Origin of the sequence: Nonomuraea mesophila, from assembly GCF_004352805.1 — a bacterium.
In the GTDB taxonomy this organism is placed as follows: domain Bacteria; phylum Actinomycetota; class Actinomycetes; order Streptosporangiales; family Streptosporangiaceae; genus Nonomuraea; species Nonomuraea longispora.
Genome location: NZ_SMLD01000116.1, coordinates 14,008 through 29,545, shown reverse-complemented (window position 1 = coordinate 29,545; position 15,538 = coordinate 14,008). Strand labels below are relative to the sequence as shown.

Annotated in this window: 16 protein-coding genes; 2 read left to right on the top strand and 14 right to left on the bottom strand. The window is 72.5% G+C overall.

Annotated features, from left to right (window positions below):
• A partial coding sequence (locus tag E1295_RS33175) for a HelD family protein (RefSeq protein WP_342775931.1) occupies positions 1–1,739 on the bottom strand: 1,739 nt, incomplete at its 3' end.
• A 147-nt stretch (positions 1,740–1,886) separates the two neighbouring features.
• On the opposite strand from E1295_RS33175, the gene E1295_RS33170 reads away from it, so the two are divergent.
• Positions 1,887–2,249 carry a DUF488 domain-containing protein gene (locus tag E1295_RS33170; protein WP_132636640.1) on the top strand — a complete coding sequence of 121 codons (363 nt, stop codon included), beginning with the start codon at positions 1,887–1,889 and terminating at the stop codon, positions 2,247–2,249.
• 124 nt (positions 2,250–2,373) lie between these two features.
• Here the strand turns inward: E1295_RS33170 and E1295_RS33165 are convergent, their stop codons facing one another.
• The 5 genes from E1295_RS33165 to E1295_RS33145 all read right to left on the bottom strand — a co-directional run bounded on the left by E1295_RS33165 (position 2,374) and on the right by E1295_RS33145 (position 6,822).
• On the bottom strand, positions 2,374–3,015 hold the full coding sequence (locus tag E1295_RS33165; RefSeq protein ID WP_132636638.1) for a TetR/AcrR family transcriptional regulator: 642 nt from the start codon (positions 3,013–3,015) through the stop codon (positions 2,374–2,376).
• A gap of 59 nt (positions 3,016–3,074) precedes the next feature.
• On the bottom strand, positions 3,075–3,638 hold the full coding sequence (locus tag E1295_RS33160; protein ID WP_220449016.1) for a GNAT family N-acetyltransferase: 564 nt from the start codon (positions 3,636–3,638) through the stop codon (positions 3,075–3,077).
• A gap of 126 nt (positions 3,639–3,764) precedes the next feature.
• Entirely contained in the window at positions 3,765–5,552 is a 1,788-nt protein-coding gene (locus E1295_RS33155) for an ABC transporter permease (protein ID WP_132636636.1), read from the bottom strand.
• Positions 5,552–6,292 (bottom strand): ABC transporter ATP-binding protein, encoded by a 741-nt coding sequence (locus tag E1295_RS33150; RefSeq protein ID WP_132636634.1) that lies wholly within the window; start codon positions 6,290–6,292, stop codon positions 5,552–5,554. Before E1295_RS33150 ends, E1295_RS33155 begins: the two co-directional genes overlap by 1 nt.
• Entirely contained in the window at positions 6,289–6,822 is a 534-nt protein-coding gene (locus tag E1295_RS33145) for a PadR family transcriptional regulator (protein WP_132636632.1), read from the bottom strand. Before E1295_RS33145 ends, E1295_RS33150 begins: the two co-directional genes overlap by 4 nt.
• A gap of 127 nt (positions 6,823–6,949) precedes the next feature.
• Between E1295_RS33145 and E1295_RS33140 the strand changes: the two genes are divergently transcribed.
• The gene (locus E1295_RS33140) at positions 6,950–7,711 is read left to right on the top strand and encodes an SDR family NAD(P)-dependent oxidoreductase (protein ID WP_132636630.1); all 762 of its coding nucleotides are present in this window, start codon (positions 6,950–6,952) and stop codon (positions 7,709–7,711) included.
• A 42-nt stretch (positions 7,712–7,753) separates the two neighbouring features.
• Here the strand turns inward: E1295_RS33140 and E1295_RS33135 are convergent, their stop codons facing one another.
• From E1295_RS33135 to E1295_RS33100, 8 genes are all read right to left on the bottom strand, one after another.
• Positions 7,754–8,221 (bottom strand): pyridoxamine 5'-phosphate oxidase family protein, encoded by a 468-nt coding sequence (locus tag E1295_RS33135; RefSeq protein ID WP_132636628.1) that lies wholly within the window; start codon positions 8,219–8,221, stop codon positions 7,754–7,756.
• A gap of 172 nt (positions 8,222–8,393) precedes the next feature.
• Positions 8,394–9,080, bottom strand: coding sequence for an N-acetylmannosamine-6-phosphate 2-epimerase (locus E1295_RS33130; RefSeq protein ID WP_132636626.1), 687 nt, complete (start codon positions 9,078–9,080; stop codon positions 8,394–8,396).
• Complete coding sequence (locus E1295_RS33125; protein ID WP_166427518.1) at positions 9,077–10,726, bottom strand: FAD-dependent oxidoreductase; 1,650 nt, start codon at positions 10,724–10,726, stop codon at positions 9,077–9,079. Before E1295_RS33125 ends, E1295_RS33130 begins: the two co-directional genes overlap by 4 nt.
• A complete protein-coding gene (locus tag E1295_RS33120; RefSeq protein ID WP_132636622.1) occupies positions 10,720–12,171 on the bottom strand; it encodes a DUF4127 family protein in 1,452 nt (483 codons plus the stop codon). The genes E1295_RS33125 and E1295_RS33120 overlap by 7 nt, the downstream gene beginning before the upstream one ends.
• Positions 12,168–13,058 (bottom strand): ROK family protein, encoded by an 891-nt coding sequence (locus E1295_RS33115; RefSeq protein WP_220449015.1) that lies wholly within the window; start codon positions 13,056–13,058, stop codon positions 12,168–12,170. Before E1295_RS33115 ends, E1295_RS33120 begins: the two co-directional genes overlap by 4 nt.
• Positions 13,055–13,771, bottom strand: a complete 717-nt coding sequence (locus E1295_RS52000; RefSeq protein WP_132636620.1) for a GntR family transcriptional regulator — start codon at positions 13,769–13,771, stop codon at positions 13,055–13,057. The genes E1295_RS33115 and E1295_RS52000 overlap by 4 nt, the downstream gene beginning before the upstream one ends.
• Complete coding sequence (locus E1295_RS33105) at positions 13,768–14,613, bottom strand: carbohydrate ABC transporter permease (protein WP_220449014.1); 846 nt, start codon at positions 14,611–14,613, stop codon at positions 13,768–13,770. The genes E1295_RS52000 and E1295_RS33105 overlap by 4 nt, the downstream gene beginning before the upstream one ends.
• Positions 14,610–15,488 carry a carbohydrate ABC transporter permease gene (locus E1295_RS33100; RefSeq protein ID WP_132636618.1) on the bottom strand — a complete coding sequence of 293 codons (879 nt, stop codon included), beginning with the start codon at positions 15,486–15,488 and terminating at the stop codon, positions 14,610–14,612. The genes E1295_RS33105 and E1295_RS33100 overlap by 4 nt, the downstream gene beginning before the upstream one ends.
• Positions 15,489–15,538 lie beyond the last annotated feature (50 nt).

The following is a 15,538-nucleotide window of genomic DNA, read 5'->3' as shown; positions in this document are numbered from 1 at the left end:
GACCCCGTCTGCGCCAGATCCCCCACCACGGTCAGCGACTTGGCCGGCACCCGCCGCATCACCATCCGCCAGGCCATCGGCGACAACTCCTGCGCCTCGTCAACGATCACGTGCCCGTAGGCCCACGAACGGTCGGCCACCGCCCGGTCGGCCGTGGTCAGGCCCGAGCCGTCGTCGGCGTGCCGCTCGGCCAGCACGTCGGCCCGGTCGAAGATGCCCTGCTCGGCCACCCCCGTCGACTCCAGCACCTCATGAGCGAAGAGCTCCTGCCCGGCCCACTCCTGCGCGGCCTCCCTGTCCGCCGCCCGCCGCGCCGAGTCGTCCTCGCCGAGCAGCTCGGCCGCCTCGTCCAGCAGCGGCACGTCGCCCGGAGTCCAGGCGGAGCCCGGCCGGCGCAGGAGCGCCCGCCAGTCCAGATCCGGCGGCACCACCGACCGCAACGTCCGCGCCGACGACAGCAGGTCCTCGACCAGCCGCTGCGGCGTCAGCTCCGGCCACAACGCGTCCACCGCGCGCCGGATCTCCGGCTCACCCCACAACCGCCGCGACGCCAGCTTCAGATCGATCTCGTCCAGGTCGGCCTCCAGGTCGAGCGGCTCGGTCAGCTCGGGCTCGTCCACCTCCAGCTCCTCGATGTGCAGCGACTCCTCCAGCGCCCGCGCCTCCGCCCTGGCCAGCTCCTTCAGCAGCTCGCTGACGTACAGCTTGCGCGCCATGTTGTGCGGCAGCCGCACCGCCCGCGCCCGCTCGCGCAGCCGCGCGCACACCTCGTACGGCACCCGCAGCCGCAACCCGTCCAGCTCCACGACCAGGTCACCGTCCGGCACCGCCTGGCGCAGCTCCAGCGCCCCGGCCACCACCCCGGCCATGCGCGGATCCCCCTTGGCCACCGCCGCGCCCGGCGCGTCGGCCGCGCTCGCCCGCACCCCCGGGAACATCTCCCCGACCGTGGCCATCACCACCTGCGTCTCCCCCAGCGCCGGCAGCACCTGGCTGATGTAGCGCAGGAACATCGGGTTAGGGCCCACCACGAGCACCCCGCGCCGCTCCAGCGTGTCGCGGTGGGTGTAGAGCAGGTACGCCGCCCGGTGCAGCGCCGCCACCGTCTTGCCGGTGCCCGGACCGCCCTGCACGACCAGCGCCCCCTGCAGCGAGGAGCGGATCACCCGGTCCTGCTCGCTCTGGATCGTCGCCACCACGTCGCTCATCCGGCCCGTCCGGCCCCGGCGCAACGCCGCCAGCAGCGCGGCCTCGCCCACCAGCGCGCGCCGGTCGCCGTCGTCCATGCCCTCCAGGTCGAACACCTCGTCGTCGATGCCGACCACCGTGCGGTCCTTCAGATGCAGGTGCCTGCGGCGCACCAGCCCGCCGGGGTCGGTGGCCGTGGCCACGTAGAACGGCCGCGCCGCCGGCGCCCGCCAGTCGATCAGCACCGACTCGTGCCCCTCGTCGCGCAGGCCGATCCTGCCGATGTACGTGCTGTGCCCGGAGCCGTCATCGATCCGGCCGAAACACAGTCCGCGCTCCACCGCGTTGAGCTGGGCCAGGCGCCGCGCCTGCTCCGAGGCCATCACCTCGCGCTCGACCATCGCCTGGCGGGTGCCCGTCGCCCTGCCGTACGCCGTGCGCAGCGCCTCCTGCGCCCGCTGCCGGGCCACGTCGAGCCGGCCGTACAGCCACGACACGGCACGCTGCTCGCTGTCAAGGGCTTGCGCGAGACCATCTTGACGATTAGCCATTCGCTGGTATACTCCTATCGGGAGGGTTGTGAATGCTCATGCTAGATAAAGGCAGCATTCGAGCTTAACCCCCGCGTGCGCGCGCGGCAACCCCTCAGGCGTCTCCTCATCCTGCATACGCGTATCGTCGTGTCAGAGGAGGCGACGATGGCGAAGACGACCACGATTCACGTGCGACGCGTCTACGACGAGCCCACAGGCGACGACGGCACCCGGGTGCTGGTCGACCGGGTCTGGCCGCGCGGAATGGCCAAGGACCGGGCCCACCTCGACGAATGGTGCAAGCAGGTCGCACCCTCGACGGAACTGCGCACCTGGTACGCCCACGACCCCGAGCGCTTCGAGGAGTTCGCCCGCCGCTACCGCGACGAACTGCGCGACCCAGAACGCGCCGAGGCCCTCGCCCACCTGCGCGAACTCGCCGAGAACCGGCCGCTCACCCTGCTCACCTCGACCAGACGGCCCGAGATCAGCCAGGCGGCCGTGCTCGCCGACGTGCTCAGCGCGTAGCAGGGCGAGAGCCGCCCCGCACACGTCACCGCCCGACCAGTGCCCTGCGAGCCAGGGTGTGATCGGGGCGGGACGCCTCGTAGAGGTTGGCCGCTCGGGTGCCGGGCCGGGTATCGGGGGTCGTCTACTCGTTTGACCAGCGGCTGGTGAAGAGTTCCTCGCCCGGCGGAGAACCGGGCAACGGGCCGTGTCCCGGCCGCAACCCGTCGAGCGCTATCGCGATCAGCCGTCGGCGCGCCTGGGCAGCGGCGGTCAGCAGATCGTCCCTGCCCTGCTTGCGCAGCTGATCGACCACCGGGGAACGGCCGAACTGCTCGATGAGCAGCGAGATGTCGACCGCGGCCACGTCCTCGCGCAGTACGCCGGCCTGGTGCGCCCGCCGTACCAGCTCGGCGAGCAGTTCGTCGCCGCGGCGGGCCTTGGCGCTCATCTCCTGGCTCACCTCGATGGTGCCGGCGACCGGCGCCAGCAAGCCCTGCCCGAACGCCACACAGCCATGAACGAAAGCCGCCAGCCCCGCCCACGGGTCAGGGTCGGCCAGACCCTGCTCGGCCGCCTCGTTCCAGTGGTCGAGAGAGAGCAGGCTGAGCCGCTGGAACAGCTCCTCCTTGGTCTTGTAACGGCGATAGAGGCTGCCGATACCGACGCCCGCCCGGGTCGCGATGGCGGCCACCGACGCGTGCGCGCCGTCTTCGGCAAGCACATCGCGCGCGGCCTGAAGCAAAGCGCGGTCGTTGCGTTCTGCGATGTCTTTGCGCGTGGTCATCGCCACAGACCCTACCAGTTGCGGAGCGAAGCGCTCCGCCAAGAGCCTCTCCGCCGTAATCACTCGTCAGCGGGCCATTCCTCGGCCAGGAGCGCGTATGAGAGACCGTCGAGCCATCCCTTGGTGCGGTGGAGCGCGTCTCTCACCGTGTGCTGTTCGCGGCGCATCCCGACCCGCTCCATCAGCCGCCACGAGGATTCGTTGTCGTAGAAGCAGTCCGCGTGCAGGCGGCGCAGGCCAAGACGCTTGAAGGAGATGCCGATGAGGGCGCGTACCGCCTCGGTGGCGTAGCCCTGGCCGCCGTAGGCGGGATCGAGCGTCCACCCGAGCTCTCCTTGGACGCTTCTCGCCTGGTCAGCGACCTCTTCCTGGGCCCAACAGTCCTGGATCTTCAGTGTCAGGTCACCGATCACCCGGCCGTCCAGTTCGACGATGAGCAGGTCCACGAGCCGCTCCTCGCGGAGGAAACGCTCACGGTAGTCGTCGTAGGCCTCTGTGGCGGCCGCCACCCATTCGTGAGTCTCCGGAAGCTGCCGGAAGGCCCAGGTCGCGTCCAGGTCCTCGGGGGGCAGCCCGGCGCAACAGCAACCGCTCGGTGGAGATCGGCCAGTCCAGCGTGTCAAGAGGGTGACGCATGGGCCCTGATACTGACAGCGGGCCGTGGCGATACACAAACGGATTACCGCGGATCGCGTACAGCGCGCGGGCCCTTTCCACGCCGTGTGCCCTCCGACCGTGCAGTCCGCGGTTCACGCTGCTTCGGAGCTGAGGGTGGGTGTCACGGGCCGGCGGGCCGCCAGCCGCGTGGGCAGGGCGGTGAGCGCCGCCGTCGCCACCAGAGCCGCCACCACGGCGCCGGACAACCACGACGAGGGAGCCTCTGCCGCGTTGTCGGCGGCGAAGAGCGAGAGCAGGCCGGTGCCCAGCGGGACCCCGATGACGGCGCCGGGCAGGCTGGGCAGAAGCTGGGCGGCGGACAACCCCGCGGAGACCTGACCCGGAGTGGCGCCCAGCGTGCGGGCGATGGCCAGGTTCGCCCGGGCCTCCATGGCGGTGGTCCAGGTGAACGTGATGGTGTTCACCACGGCCAGCACGATCAGCAGCACGGTCACGGCCAGCATCAGCCGGCGGTCGTGCTCGCCCCGCAGATTGGGCAGCACGCTGGAGCCGTCCAGGCCGTAGCCCCGCTCCGGCTGGGCGTACAGAGTCAGCAGCGCGACGATCCCGATCACCGTGATGGCGGTGGCGCACGCCTGCAGCACGGCGCGGCCCGGCCGGCGGGCGGTCAGCCGAAGACCGAGCAGCAGCGGCGTGGGCAGCAGCGCCGACAACGCGGTCAGCCACGGCCGGCGACGAGGCTGGTGAGCGGTGACGGTCAGCGCCGTGACGGTCGCCGTACGCAGGGCGCGCAACGTGGGACGCAGCGCCGACAACACCGCCACCGCCACGGCGAGAGCCGTCACCGCGGCCACGGTGCCGCCGCCCGGCCCGGCCACCTCGCCGATCCTGCTGGCGGTGGGACTGGCGATCACCGGCGCGACCAGCCGGGCGATCACCAGCCCCAGCACCTCACCGGCCAGCGCGAGCACCACATACTCGGTCAGCAGGACCGCGGCGATCAGACCCGGCCCCGCGCCCACGGCCTTGAGCAGCCCGGCCCGGCGCGTCTGCTCGACGACGCGCCCCGCCGCCAGCGCCGCCACGCCGGTGACGGCCAGGAAGCTCAGCAGCCAGCTTCCGACGACCAGGATCGGCAGGCTGTTCTTCAGGATGACCATGTCCTGCTCGGCTCTGAACTGCCAGGACTGGAAGTGGGCCACGACAGGCAGGTCGTGGTGGGCCTCGCGGAAGGCCCCGGTGGCCGCGGGATCACGCAGCTTGAGATCCACGGCCGTGGTCACCGGCAGATCCCGGGACGAGGCCAGCGCCCGGGCATCCGACCGGGTCATCCACGCCAGTCCGCTGTAGTCGACGGGACCGCCGCCCGGGCCGATCTGCGCCGCCCAGGGATAGACGGAGGTGGCCGCCGTCACCGCGATCCCGACGACGGAGTAGGACCGGCCCTCGATGGTCACGCGGTCACCCACACCCGCGCCCAGCGCGGCGGCGAAGCCCCGTTCGAGCACCGCGCCGCCGGGACGCACCCAGCGCCCCGAGGTCACCAGCGGCCGGTTGACCGCTCCGAGCTTCTCACCGAAACCGTGCACCACCACGTTGGAGGTGCGGCCACGCGCGGTCAGGCCGGCGTGGACCACGCGATAAGGCCCATGGTGGGCCACCACGCCCGGATCATCGGCCAGCGAGGCCAGCGCCCTGGTCACGGCGGAACCCGTCTCACCCGACAGCACCACCACGTCCGGCCCGGCCGTGGCCGCCCGGGTCTGCTCGTACAGCGCATCGCTGACCCCCCGCAACGACAGGCCCAACGCCAACGTCGCCGTGGCCACGGCCACCGCGAGCACCAGCATCGCGGCTTGAGCCCTACGCCGGCGCACACCGGCCAGCACCAGGCGCCCGACCAGCACGACGGCGCCCATCAGCCGTCCAGCCCGATCAGCCCGCCGAGCCCCCGCCGGTGAGAGCCGGCCAGGCAGGTGTCATCGGCGAACATCCCGTCACGCATCGAGACCAGCCGGTCCGCGATGGCCGCGACCCGCTCGTCGTGCGTGACCATCACCAGCGTCTGCCCCGCCGTACGCAGCTCTTCGAAGATCCGCAGCACCTCCAAGGTCGCCGCGGTGTCGAGATTGCCGGTCGGCTCGTCGGCCAGAACGACCAGCGGATCGTTGACCAGCGCCCGCGCGACGGCCACCCGCTGACGCTGCCCACCGGACAACTGCGACGGCAGATGCCCGGCACGGCCGCTCAGCCCGACACGTTCCAGCAGACGGCCCGCCCGCCGCCTGGCCTGACGCCGCGAGCCCCCGGCCAGCAGCACCGGCAGCTCCACGTTCTCCGCCGCCGACAACTCCTCCACCAGGTGGAAGGCCTGAAAGACGAACCCCACCGACCGGCGCCGCAACCGCGCCAGAGCCCGCTCACTCAACGTGTCCACACGCCGCCCGCCCAGCCACACCTCCCCGCCGCTCGGCCGTTCCAGACCACCCAGCAGATGCAGCAGCGTCGACTTCCCGCAACCACTGGGCCCCATCACCGCCACCATCTGCCCCGGTGGCACCTGCAGGTACACCTCGTCGACCGCGCGCACCAGGCTCTGGCCGTGACCGTGATGCTTGACCAGGCCATGCGCCTCGATCACCGCGGCCGGCCCGTTCACGCGCCCTCGCCTTCGTCATCGGTGCCCGACCAGGCCCGCTCGCAGGCCTCCAGCCAGCGCAGATCCGCCTGCAACCGCAACACGACCCCTTCCAGCAGCAGCCCGGCGGGAGAGCCCACCGGCTCGGCCAGCGCCGCCTGCTGAGCCTCACGCAGACGGCGCAGCAGCTCACGGCGCTGCGCCCCCACCAGTTCCACCGGATCGGCCAGCCGGGCCGCGGCCGCCGCGGCGAGCTTGAGATGAAACTCCGCCAGATCCGGTTTCGGCCAGCCCACCTCGGCCAACCAGGCGCTCACCCGCTGCTGCCCGGCCGCCGTCAGCGCGTAGACCTTGCGCTCCGGCCGCTCCGGCAGGCCGTCCGCGCGCTCGCCGACCACGAGCCCCGCCTTCTCCAGCCGGGCCAGCGTCACATAGATCTGGCCGGGGTTCATCGACCCACCCAGCGGGCCGAGGCTACGCCGCAGCCGGGCACGGAGGCCGTACCCGTGCGACGGCTCCTTGGCCAGCATCGCCAGCACCGCGTCCTGCATGCCACCCCCTAACGGTTGGCTAATAGATAGCGGTTAGCCAATAAGGTGTCAAACCAGCCCGCCCGTGCGGCACCCGCCGATCGGCCCCCCTCACCCGCGCTGAGGCAGGATGCTAACTTGACGCTCCATGTCGGACTATCTGCGTGAGCTGTTCTCCCTGCACGGCCGCCGCGCCCTGATCACCGGCGGCAGCTCCGGAATCGGGTACGCCATCGCCGAAGCCATCGGCCGAGCCGGAGCCGAGGTCGTGGTGGTCGCCCGCAGGCAGGACCCCCTGGACAAGGCCGTCACCCGGCTGCGCGAGCACGGCGTCACCGCTTCCGCCATCAGCGCCGACCTCGGCCGGCGCGACGACGTCGAGCGGGTCTGCGCCACCGCGGGCACCATCGACATCCTGGTCAACGACGCCGGCAACAACATCCGCAAGCCCATGGCCGAGCTCACCGTCGACGACTACGAACGCACCATGGCCGTCAACCTCACCGCGCCGTACCTCCTCGGCCAGCACTTCGGCCCCCGGATGGCCGAACGCGGCTGGGGACGGATCATCAACATCGGCTCCCAGCAGTCGATCAGCGCCTTCGGCGACAGCGGGGCCTACGGCGCGGCCAAGGCCGGACTCGCCGGACTGACCCGCTCCCAGGCCGAGGCGTGGTCGGCCAGCGGTGTGTGCATCAACACGATCATCCCCGGATTCGTGCTGACCCCGCTGACCGAGCCCGCCCAGGCCGTGCCCGGGCGCGTCGAGGAGCTCGCCGCCCGCCACATGACGGGCCGCAACGGCCTGCCCGAGGACTTCGCCGGCGCCGCGGTGTTCCTGGCCGGTGACGCCTCCGCGTTTGTCACCGGCCAGATGCTCTTCGTCGATGGTGGCTTCTTCGTGCATTGAGAGCCGGGGCGCTGTCCGGACCCAGCGCCTTTACTTTGTAGATTACTTACGCCGGATCCGGCGCACCCCGTCCCCGTCGTGCCAGGCGTCCATGACCAGCTCGTCGCCCTCGACCCGCGTCCACACCACCTCCGTCAGCTCGATCCGGAACAGGTGAGAGCCGGAATCCGACTCGAACGCCGCCAGCACCGCCGGGTCGGTGACCTCCAGCGCCCGCCCGGCGAGCTTCACGTCGCCCTCCCACGCCGGCGGGTCCTCCATGTCCGGCTCCGCCGAGGCGACGTGGATCGCCATGCGCGGGTCACGCCGCAGGTCGAACGCCTTGACGGCACCCGGCATCGACCCCGTCCACAACTGGCCGTCGCGCCAGCTCGTCTCGATGCCGCTCACCCGCGGCGAGCCGTCCTTGCGCAGCGTCGCCATGACCCGGTGCCTGCAGCCCTCCATCAGCCGCCGCGCCACCCCCGCCAGCTCGGGAGCCTGCCGCTCGAACTCCTGCCATGAAGCCATGGACGCCATCATGAACGACCCCACCGACAAAACCGCCCGCCGCTCACACCGCGCCGCGAGAGGCGTACCGGTTCCGGTATGCGCCGGCGTCGCCTGGCCAACGCCGGCGCCATAGAGGAGAGCGAGCGCTTCATGACACCCTGACCTCGATCACCGGCACCATGGCAGACGGTCAGGAGCGGGTCTCCCCCAGCACACGGGCGAACCGCTGGGTGATGTCGGCGGGACGGGTGATGGCGCCGCCGACGACGACGGCATGGGCCCCCAGTTCGATTGCCCGGGCGGCCTGGGCGGGGGTGCCGATCCTGCCCTCGGCGAAGAGGGGGATGTCCAGCTTGCCGGCCAGTACGGCGACCAGGCCCAGATCCGGCCCGTCAGGGGGCGGAGCGGCGGACGTGTAGCCGGACAGGGTCGTCGAGACACAGTCCGCGCCGAACTCCGCGGCGGCCACGCCTTCCTCGGCGGTGGAGACGTCGGCCATGACGAGCGCTCCGGCCCGGTGGACGCCGGCGATCGTTTCGGCCAGACCCCGGCCGTCGGGCCGGGGGCGGGACGTGGCGTCGAGCGCGACGATGTCCGCTCCCGCCCGCACGACCGTCAGGGCGTGCTCCAGCGTGGGCGTGATGTAGACGTCCCCGTCGCCGTCCTTCCACAGGCCGACCACCGGGACCGGCACCGCCGCGCGCACGGCCGCGACGTCGGCCGGGCCGTTGACCCGCACGCCGGCCGCACCCCCCAGGACGGCGGATCGCGCCATCGCGCTCATGAACTGCGGCCCGTGCAAGGGCTCACCCTCGTAGGCCTGGCAGGAGACCACCAGGCCGCCCCGCAGCAGGCCGAACATGTCGGTGCCGGTCATGCCCTTCCCTCCCCCTCGGCGAACGTGCTCGCCGCGTCAGCCCAGGTGTTGATGTCGTGCCGGTCCAGGTGGACGCCGACCGCGCGCAGCGCCCTGCGGTCCGCCTCAGCCGGCGGATCATCCGGCCGCACGTCCAGGCTGTCCCGCCGTACGCCGCCCGCCACCGCCAGCCGTTGCACGGGCGCGAACAGCGGGTCCTCCGGGGCGACGTCGAGCACCCAGGCGATCGGCACCCCACGGGCCAGCAGGGCCTGCTGCAGCGCCGGGAGCTCGTCGCGGGTGCTCAACCGGACCGGCCTGATGCTGCGGCGCACGCAGTGGGCGGCGGCCGTGCCGGCGGCCTCGCCGACGGCCCATTCGCCATGGTGCACCCGGTAGGCCGAGGCGGCGGCCTGGGTGGCGCCCAGGTTCTTGGCGGCGGCCAGCAGGTTGCCCGGCTCCGGGGCGACCAGCGCCAACAGCGGGATCTGGAACGGTGCCGAGTCGGCGTAGTGGCTGCCCGGGTGACCCACCCGCGGGTGGATGTCCATGTGGTACCAGGCCACGCCCACCGAATCAGGCATCGCCGCGGCCCTCACCTGGCCGGGCACCGGTCGCAGGTGGTGCTCGGTCACGGGCTCGGGCACGGCCAGCCGCCGCGATTCGCGCACGTACGGGTACCGGGCCAGGCCGCCCCTCGTGCCGGGGGTCTCGGCGGCCAGGCGGAGGCCGGGGAAACCCGCCTCCGTCTGAAGCCAGTGCAGGAAGGCCATCGAGAGCAGGCGCGCACCGTCCGCCGCCCGGTGGGGCTCGTGGATGAGGGAGCGGTCGGCGTAGTCGTTGCCCACCCAGTTGATCAGCGCCAGGTCGCGGCCGCCGAGCACGGCCCCCTCGCGGAGCCGCCGGTAGGTCCAGAACGGCGGGTGGCCGTCGGGCCCGTCGTCGAACATGCGGTAACGGTGCGTCCTGCCGTCCCAGCCGGCGATCTCCAGCGTGAACGGCTGGCTGTCGCGCCAGCGCTCGTAACCGGGCGGCCTGGGCACCGTGTGGTCCTCGCCCGGCAGGTGCTCGACCAGGAAACCGGTCGTGCACGACTGGACGGCCCGCGGTTGCGGGCCGCCCTCGACGGCGAGCGACTCGCCGTGGGCGTCGCTGCCCTCGGAGCCGCACACCCACGGAGCTCCCGCCAGGACGAGCAGGTCGCCCAGTTCGGTGGCGTCGCAGAACACCTCCCCGGAGACGGTCTGCCCGGTGCTGAGGGTCACCGCCTCGATGAGCCCCGCATGCACACGGGCGTCCACCGGTGCGGCGCAGGTGATGACGGTGAGCAGCCCGGCGGCCACGTGCGGCGCCAGCAGGTTCCCGATCGTCTCCGCGCCCACCTGAGGCTCGAAGCACAGCCTGCTCACCCAGCCGCCGCCGGGGTTGGCGATGCCGCCGTACCCGGCCCGGACGAGGTCGCGCAGCCGCCGGTAGGAGGCGGAGACCCCGCCGGTCTCCACGTGCGGATGCTCATCGAGCGCGGGCACGAGCTGGCTGGTCACCTGCCCGCCCAGGTCCTCTTCCGCGCAGGTGAGCACCACGCTGCGCCCCGACTCGGCGGCTGCGAGCGCGGCGGCCACGCCGCCGAGCCCGCCCCCGATGACCACGACGTCGGCTGTCAGCACGCGCCGTTCCCCTCCTCGATGTCGAATTCCACCTCGAACGTGCGCTCCCACGGCAGCCTGACCCCGTTCACGCGCAGCCCCTCGAACCCCGGCAGGCGCAGCCCGTCCAGGGCCGTGGCGATCTCCCCGATCACCGGATGCCCGGCCGGCACGTGGTCGTGCCGGGCCGGGTCGCTGCCCAGCCGGGCGCGGGCCGCCGCGCGGACCCGGGTCATGTACCCGTAGTCCTCGACCAGGCGGCGCATCAGCAGGCGCCGGTGAGCGGGCGGGTCGAAGGTGCCCGCGCGCTGCCCGGCCACCACCGCCACCGCGTGGGCCACCGCCGTGCCGATCGTGTTGCCCGCGGTGTTCCAGCCGGCGTACGCGGTCAGCCGGTCGAGCAGGCCGCGCCGGGCCAGTGCCTCCACCAGCGCCGGGTCGGCCCCGTTGGGCTGTCCGCAGTCCGCCACGGCCACCCGTCGCCCGTCGGCGAGCAGGCGCTCCACGAGCGCGGCGACCTCGTCGGCGGCCTCGGGGTCGGTGGCCGCGGGCGGGGCCACGGCCCAGTCGGAGCCCGTCTGGTCGGGCACGTGGACGACCAGCGAGACGTCGGCGCCGCCGGTGGCGGCGATCGCTCCGCAGGCGGCGATCTGCCCGCGCGCGGTCTGCTCGACGGGCATGTTCTCGTAGGGCGCGATCCGGTCCAGCGGACCCGTCGACTCGATGGAGAAGGCGACGGGAACCCCGCCGGACAGCACGCGGGCGACCAGCGCCGCGGTCGCCTCGTCCGCCCCCGGCCGCACCGCGACGCGCCCGTCGCCCAGCCAGGAGGTCCAGGACTGCAACCACCGGAGTTCCGCCGTCGCCATACCCCAGGCGGCGGTGTCGTCGGCGCCGATGACCAGCGAGTCCAGGGTCCCGTCGGCCAGCAGGCCGAGCGCGGTCAGGTTGAGCGTGTGGTTGCGCAGCCGCCGCCGCAGGAAGTCGTCACGGACGTCGTCCGGTACGGCCGGCGGGCAGGCGTCCGGCTCCTGCCCCGCGGAGCGGCGATGCAGATGGGCCGAGAGCCGGTGCAGGCCGGGGCCGTGCGGTGACCAATAGCCGGGTTCCTCCATGGCGTCGGCCGAGTCGGGAGTCCTGGTGACGAGCGTGACGGCGTGCACGGGCGCGCGTACCCCGCGAAGCTCCGCCCACCTGCCGGTGACCTCTTCGACCGTGGCGGGAACCGTTCTTGAGGCGATCAGACCGCCGTATCCGAGTGTCTCCAGAGCCACCACCGCGGCGTCACACCGGACGGACGTCAACCACGCCGCGATCGCGGTGGTGTCACCCGGGCGGCGAATGCGCGGCAGGGCGGAGGGCGGCGGCAGCAGCGCACGGGCGCCCGCCACCGCGCCTATCTCGCGGGGCAGGGCGGCGCAGGCGGGCCGCTCGTCCAGCGGGACGAGGGCGAGCGTGAGCGTCATCCGCCCACCTGTCCCGCCGCCCCGGCGGCGCCGACCAGCACCGCGTCGTCTCCGAGGCGGGCGGGGAGCACGGGAACGCCGGCCAGGACGGGCAGGACGCCGGCGGCCAGCGCGGCGCGCAGCGGGGCCAGGTAGAGCTCCCCGGCGGCCAGCACCCCGCCTCCGAGGATCACCACGTCCGGGTCCCAGACATTGACGACGCCGGCCAGCGCCTCGCCCAGGGCGTGGCCGCCGCGTGCCAGCACGCCGGCCGCGTCCGCGTCGCCGTCCCTGGCCCGTTCCAGCACGCTGCGCAGGTCGAGCTCCGCCCCACCGCCGAGTGCGGCGAAGGCGGCCGTCATGGCGGGACCGCTGGCGACCGCCTCGACGTGGCCGGCGGCGCCGCACGTGCACGCCAGGCCCGCCGCCTCGGCGACCGGCACGTGCCCGACGTGGCCGGCGGTCCCGCGGACGCCGGTCACGACCCGGCCGTCCAGGGCGAGGGCTCCGCCGATGCCGGTGCCCACGGTGACGCCCAGCGCCGTCCGCCATGGGGAGCCCGCCAGCTCGCCGGCGAGGAACGCCTGCACGTCGTTGCGGACCAGCACGGGCAGGTCCAGCTCGTCCTCCAGCAGCTGGGCCAGCGGCGTGCCCGTCCAGTCGCGGATCGCGTCCGTCGCTCCGGCGATCCTCCGGCCGGCGGGGTCGACGACTCCCGCCGTGCCCACCCCGGCGCAGGTGACGCCGTCCAGGCCCAGCTCGCGGGCCAGCCGCACCACGGTCCGCACGACCGCCGGCGGTCCCTGCGCGGCCGGGGTGGGCGCGTACGCGCGGCGGCGCACGGTCCCTTCCGGCGTCACCAGGCCAGCGGCGATCTTGGTGCCGCCGATGTCGATGCCCAGCCTCACTTCTTGCGGCTCCTCGCGATCGACAGCCGGTAGTCGTAACGATCGGCGCGGTACAGGCTGATGGCCCGCTCCACCGCCCGGCCGCGCGCGTCGTGCGTCACCCGCGAGACCCGCAGCGCCGGGAAGCTGTTGGGCACGCCCAGCAGCTCGGCCTGCCCGCGGTTGACGACCGTGGCCGAGATGGTCTGGTCGGCGTGCTCGGGCGCGGCGCCCGCCGCCTCCAGCACGTCGTACAGGCTCTCCACATGTCCGCGCGCGGCCAGGTCCGGCACCAGGTGCTCGGGGACCCAGGCGTTCTCCAGGCACATCGGCTCGCCGTCGGCGGTACGCAGCCGGGTGATGTGCACGACCGGCGTGCCCGGCTCGAGGAACAGGTCGCGGGCCACGTCGATCTCGGCGGGCTCGCTCTCCAGCAGGAGCAGCCTGCCGCCCGGCTTCATGCGTCTGGCCCTGATGTCCTCGCTGAACGAGCTGAACGTCAGCGACTTGGTGATCTTGCCGGAGTCGGCGACGAACGTGCCCGCCCCCTGGACCCGGTAGACGCGGCCGTCACGCACCAGCCCATCGATCGCCTGGCGCACCGTCATGCGGCTCACGCCGTACTGCTGCATCAGCTCCCGCTCGCTCGGCAGCGAATCGTGCGGCGCCATCCGCGCCTCGATGAGCTCGGCCAGAGCGCGCCGGAGCGTCTCGTACTTGGTCTCCTGCGTCATCCTTTGACCGCTCCTTCTCCAACACCCCGGAAGAAGAATCTCTGCAGGGCGAAGAACAGCGCCAACAACGGAACAACCGCGATCATTGTGCCCGCTGCGATGACCCGTTGGTCGGCGGTGAAGGTGCCCGACAGGTACTGGATCCCCACGGTCAGGGTGTAGTTGTCCGGGGTGGACAGGACGATGAGCGGCCACAGGAACTCGTCCCAGGCGAAGACGAAGCTGAAGATGGCGACCACGGCGAGCGTGCCGCGCACCGAGGGCAGGGCGACGCGCCAGAACCGCTGCCACTCCCCCGCTCCGTCGAGCATCGCCGCTTCCTCCACCGCCATGGGCAGGTTGTGGAAGCCGTTACGGCACAGCAGCACCGACAGGCCGGTCACCGCGGTCGGCAGCACCACCCCGAGCAGGGTGTCGACCAGGCCCAGCGAGCGAGAGGTGAGGAAGACCGACACCATGATGACCTCGAACGGGATGATCATCGTGCCCAGGAAAGCGGCGAAGACCAGCTTGCGGCCCTTGAAGTTCATCCTGGCCAGCGCGTAGCCGGCCATGGAGCCGAACACGCAGTTGCTGACGGCCGAGAGCACGGCCACCACCAGTGAGTTGAACCCGTAACGCCAGACCGGGATCGTCTCGATGACCCTGGCGTAGTTGCGCAGCGTGGGCTCGTCCGGCACCAGGTCGGGCGGGTAGCTGAAGATGCTCTCGCCCAGGCCCTTGAGCGAGGTGGACAGCTGCCAGGCGAAGGGGCCGATCAGCACCACGAGGAACAGGAGCAGCAGCAGGTAGCGGACGGCACGCCCGGCGATCCGGCGGGCGGCCATGAGGCCGGGGGTCACAGGCTCTCCTCCCGTCGGTTGAGCCGGGTGACCAGCAGCGAGAAGCCGAGCGTGGCGATGAAGAGCACCAGGCTCATCGCCGAGGCATAGCCGGCCTCACCGCCCAGGCCGAGCCCGACCTCGCGGATGTGGTAGACGATGCTGGCGGCCCGGCCGCCAGGCCCGGCCGAGCCGTTGCTGAGGACATAGATCTCGGCGAACACCTTGGCGGAGGCGACCGCCGACAGCGTGCCCACGAGCACCATGGTCGGGCGGATGGCCGGCACCGTCACCGACCAGAACCTGCGGAGCGCACCCGCGCCGTCCACCTGGGCGGCCTCGTGGTGCTCGCGCGGCACGTTCGCCAGGGCCGCCAGGTAGATGACCATGTAGTAGCCGAGTCCTTTCCAGATCGTCACTCCGGCCGCGCTGAGCACCAGCAGGTCGGCGTCGGTGAGAAAGGGCAGCGGCTCGCTGACGACGTGCAGGCCGCGCAGCGCGGCGTTCACCAGGCCGTCGCTCGACAACAACCATGACCAGATCAGGCCGACGACCACCATGGAGGCCACGACGGGGGAGTAGAACAGCACCCGGAAGAACCCGATGGCGAAGACCTTCTTCTCCACCAGCAGCGCCAGCAGCAGTGGCAGCGTGACCATGGCCGGAACGCAGATCACGACGTACAGCGCGGTGTTTCCCAGGGCCAGCCAGAAACGCCTGTCCTCGGCCAGCCGGAAGAAGTTGTCCAGGCCGGTGAACGTGCCGCCGCCCAGCGTCGTGGCGTCGGTGAAGGCCAGCACGGCCGTGTTGACGAACGGCCCGAGCGAGAAGACGAGCGCGACCAGCAGCGCCGGGGCGACGAACAACCATGGGGTGGCCGATCGGCGGCCGATCATGAGCGGACCTTTCTGGAGGGACGGACCGGCCCCGGTGCGGTGGAGCCGGG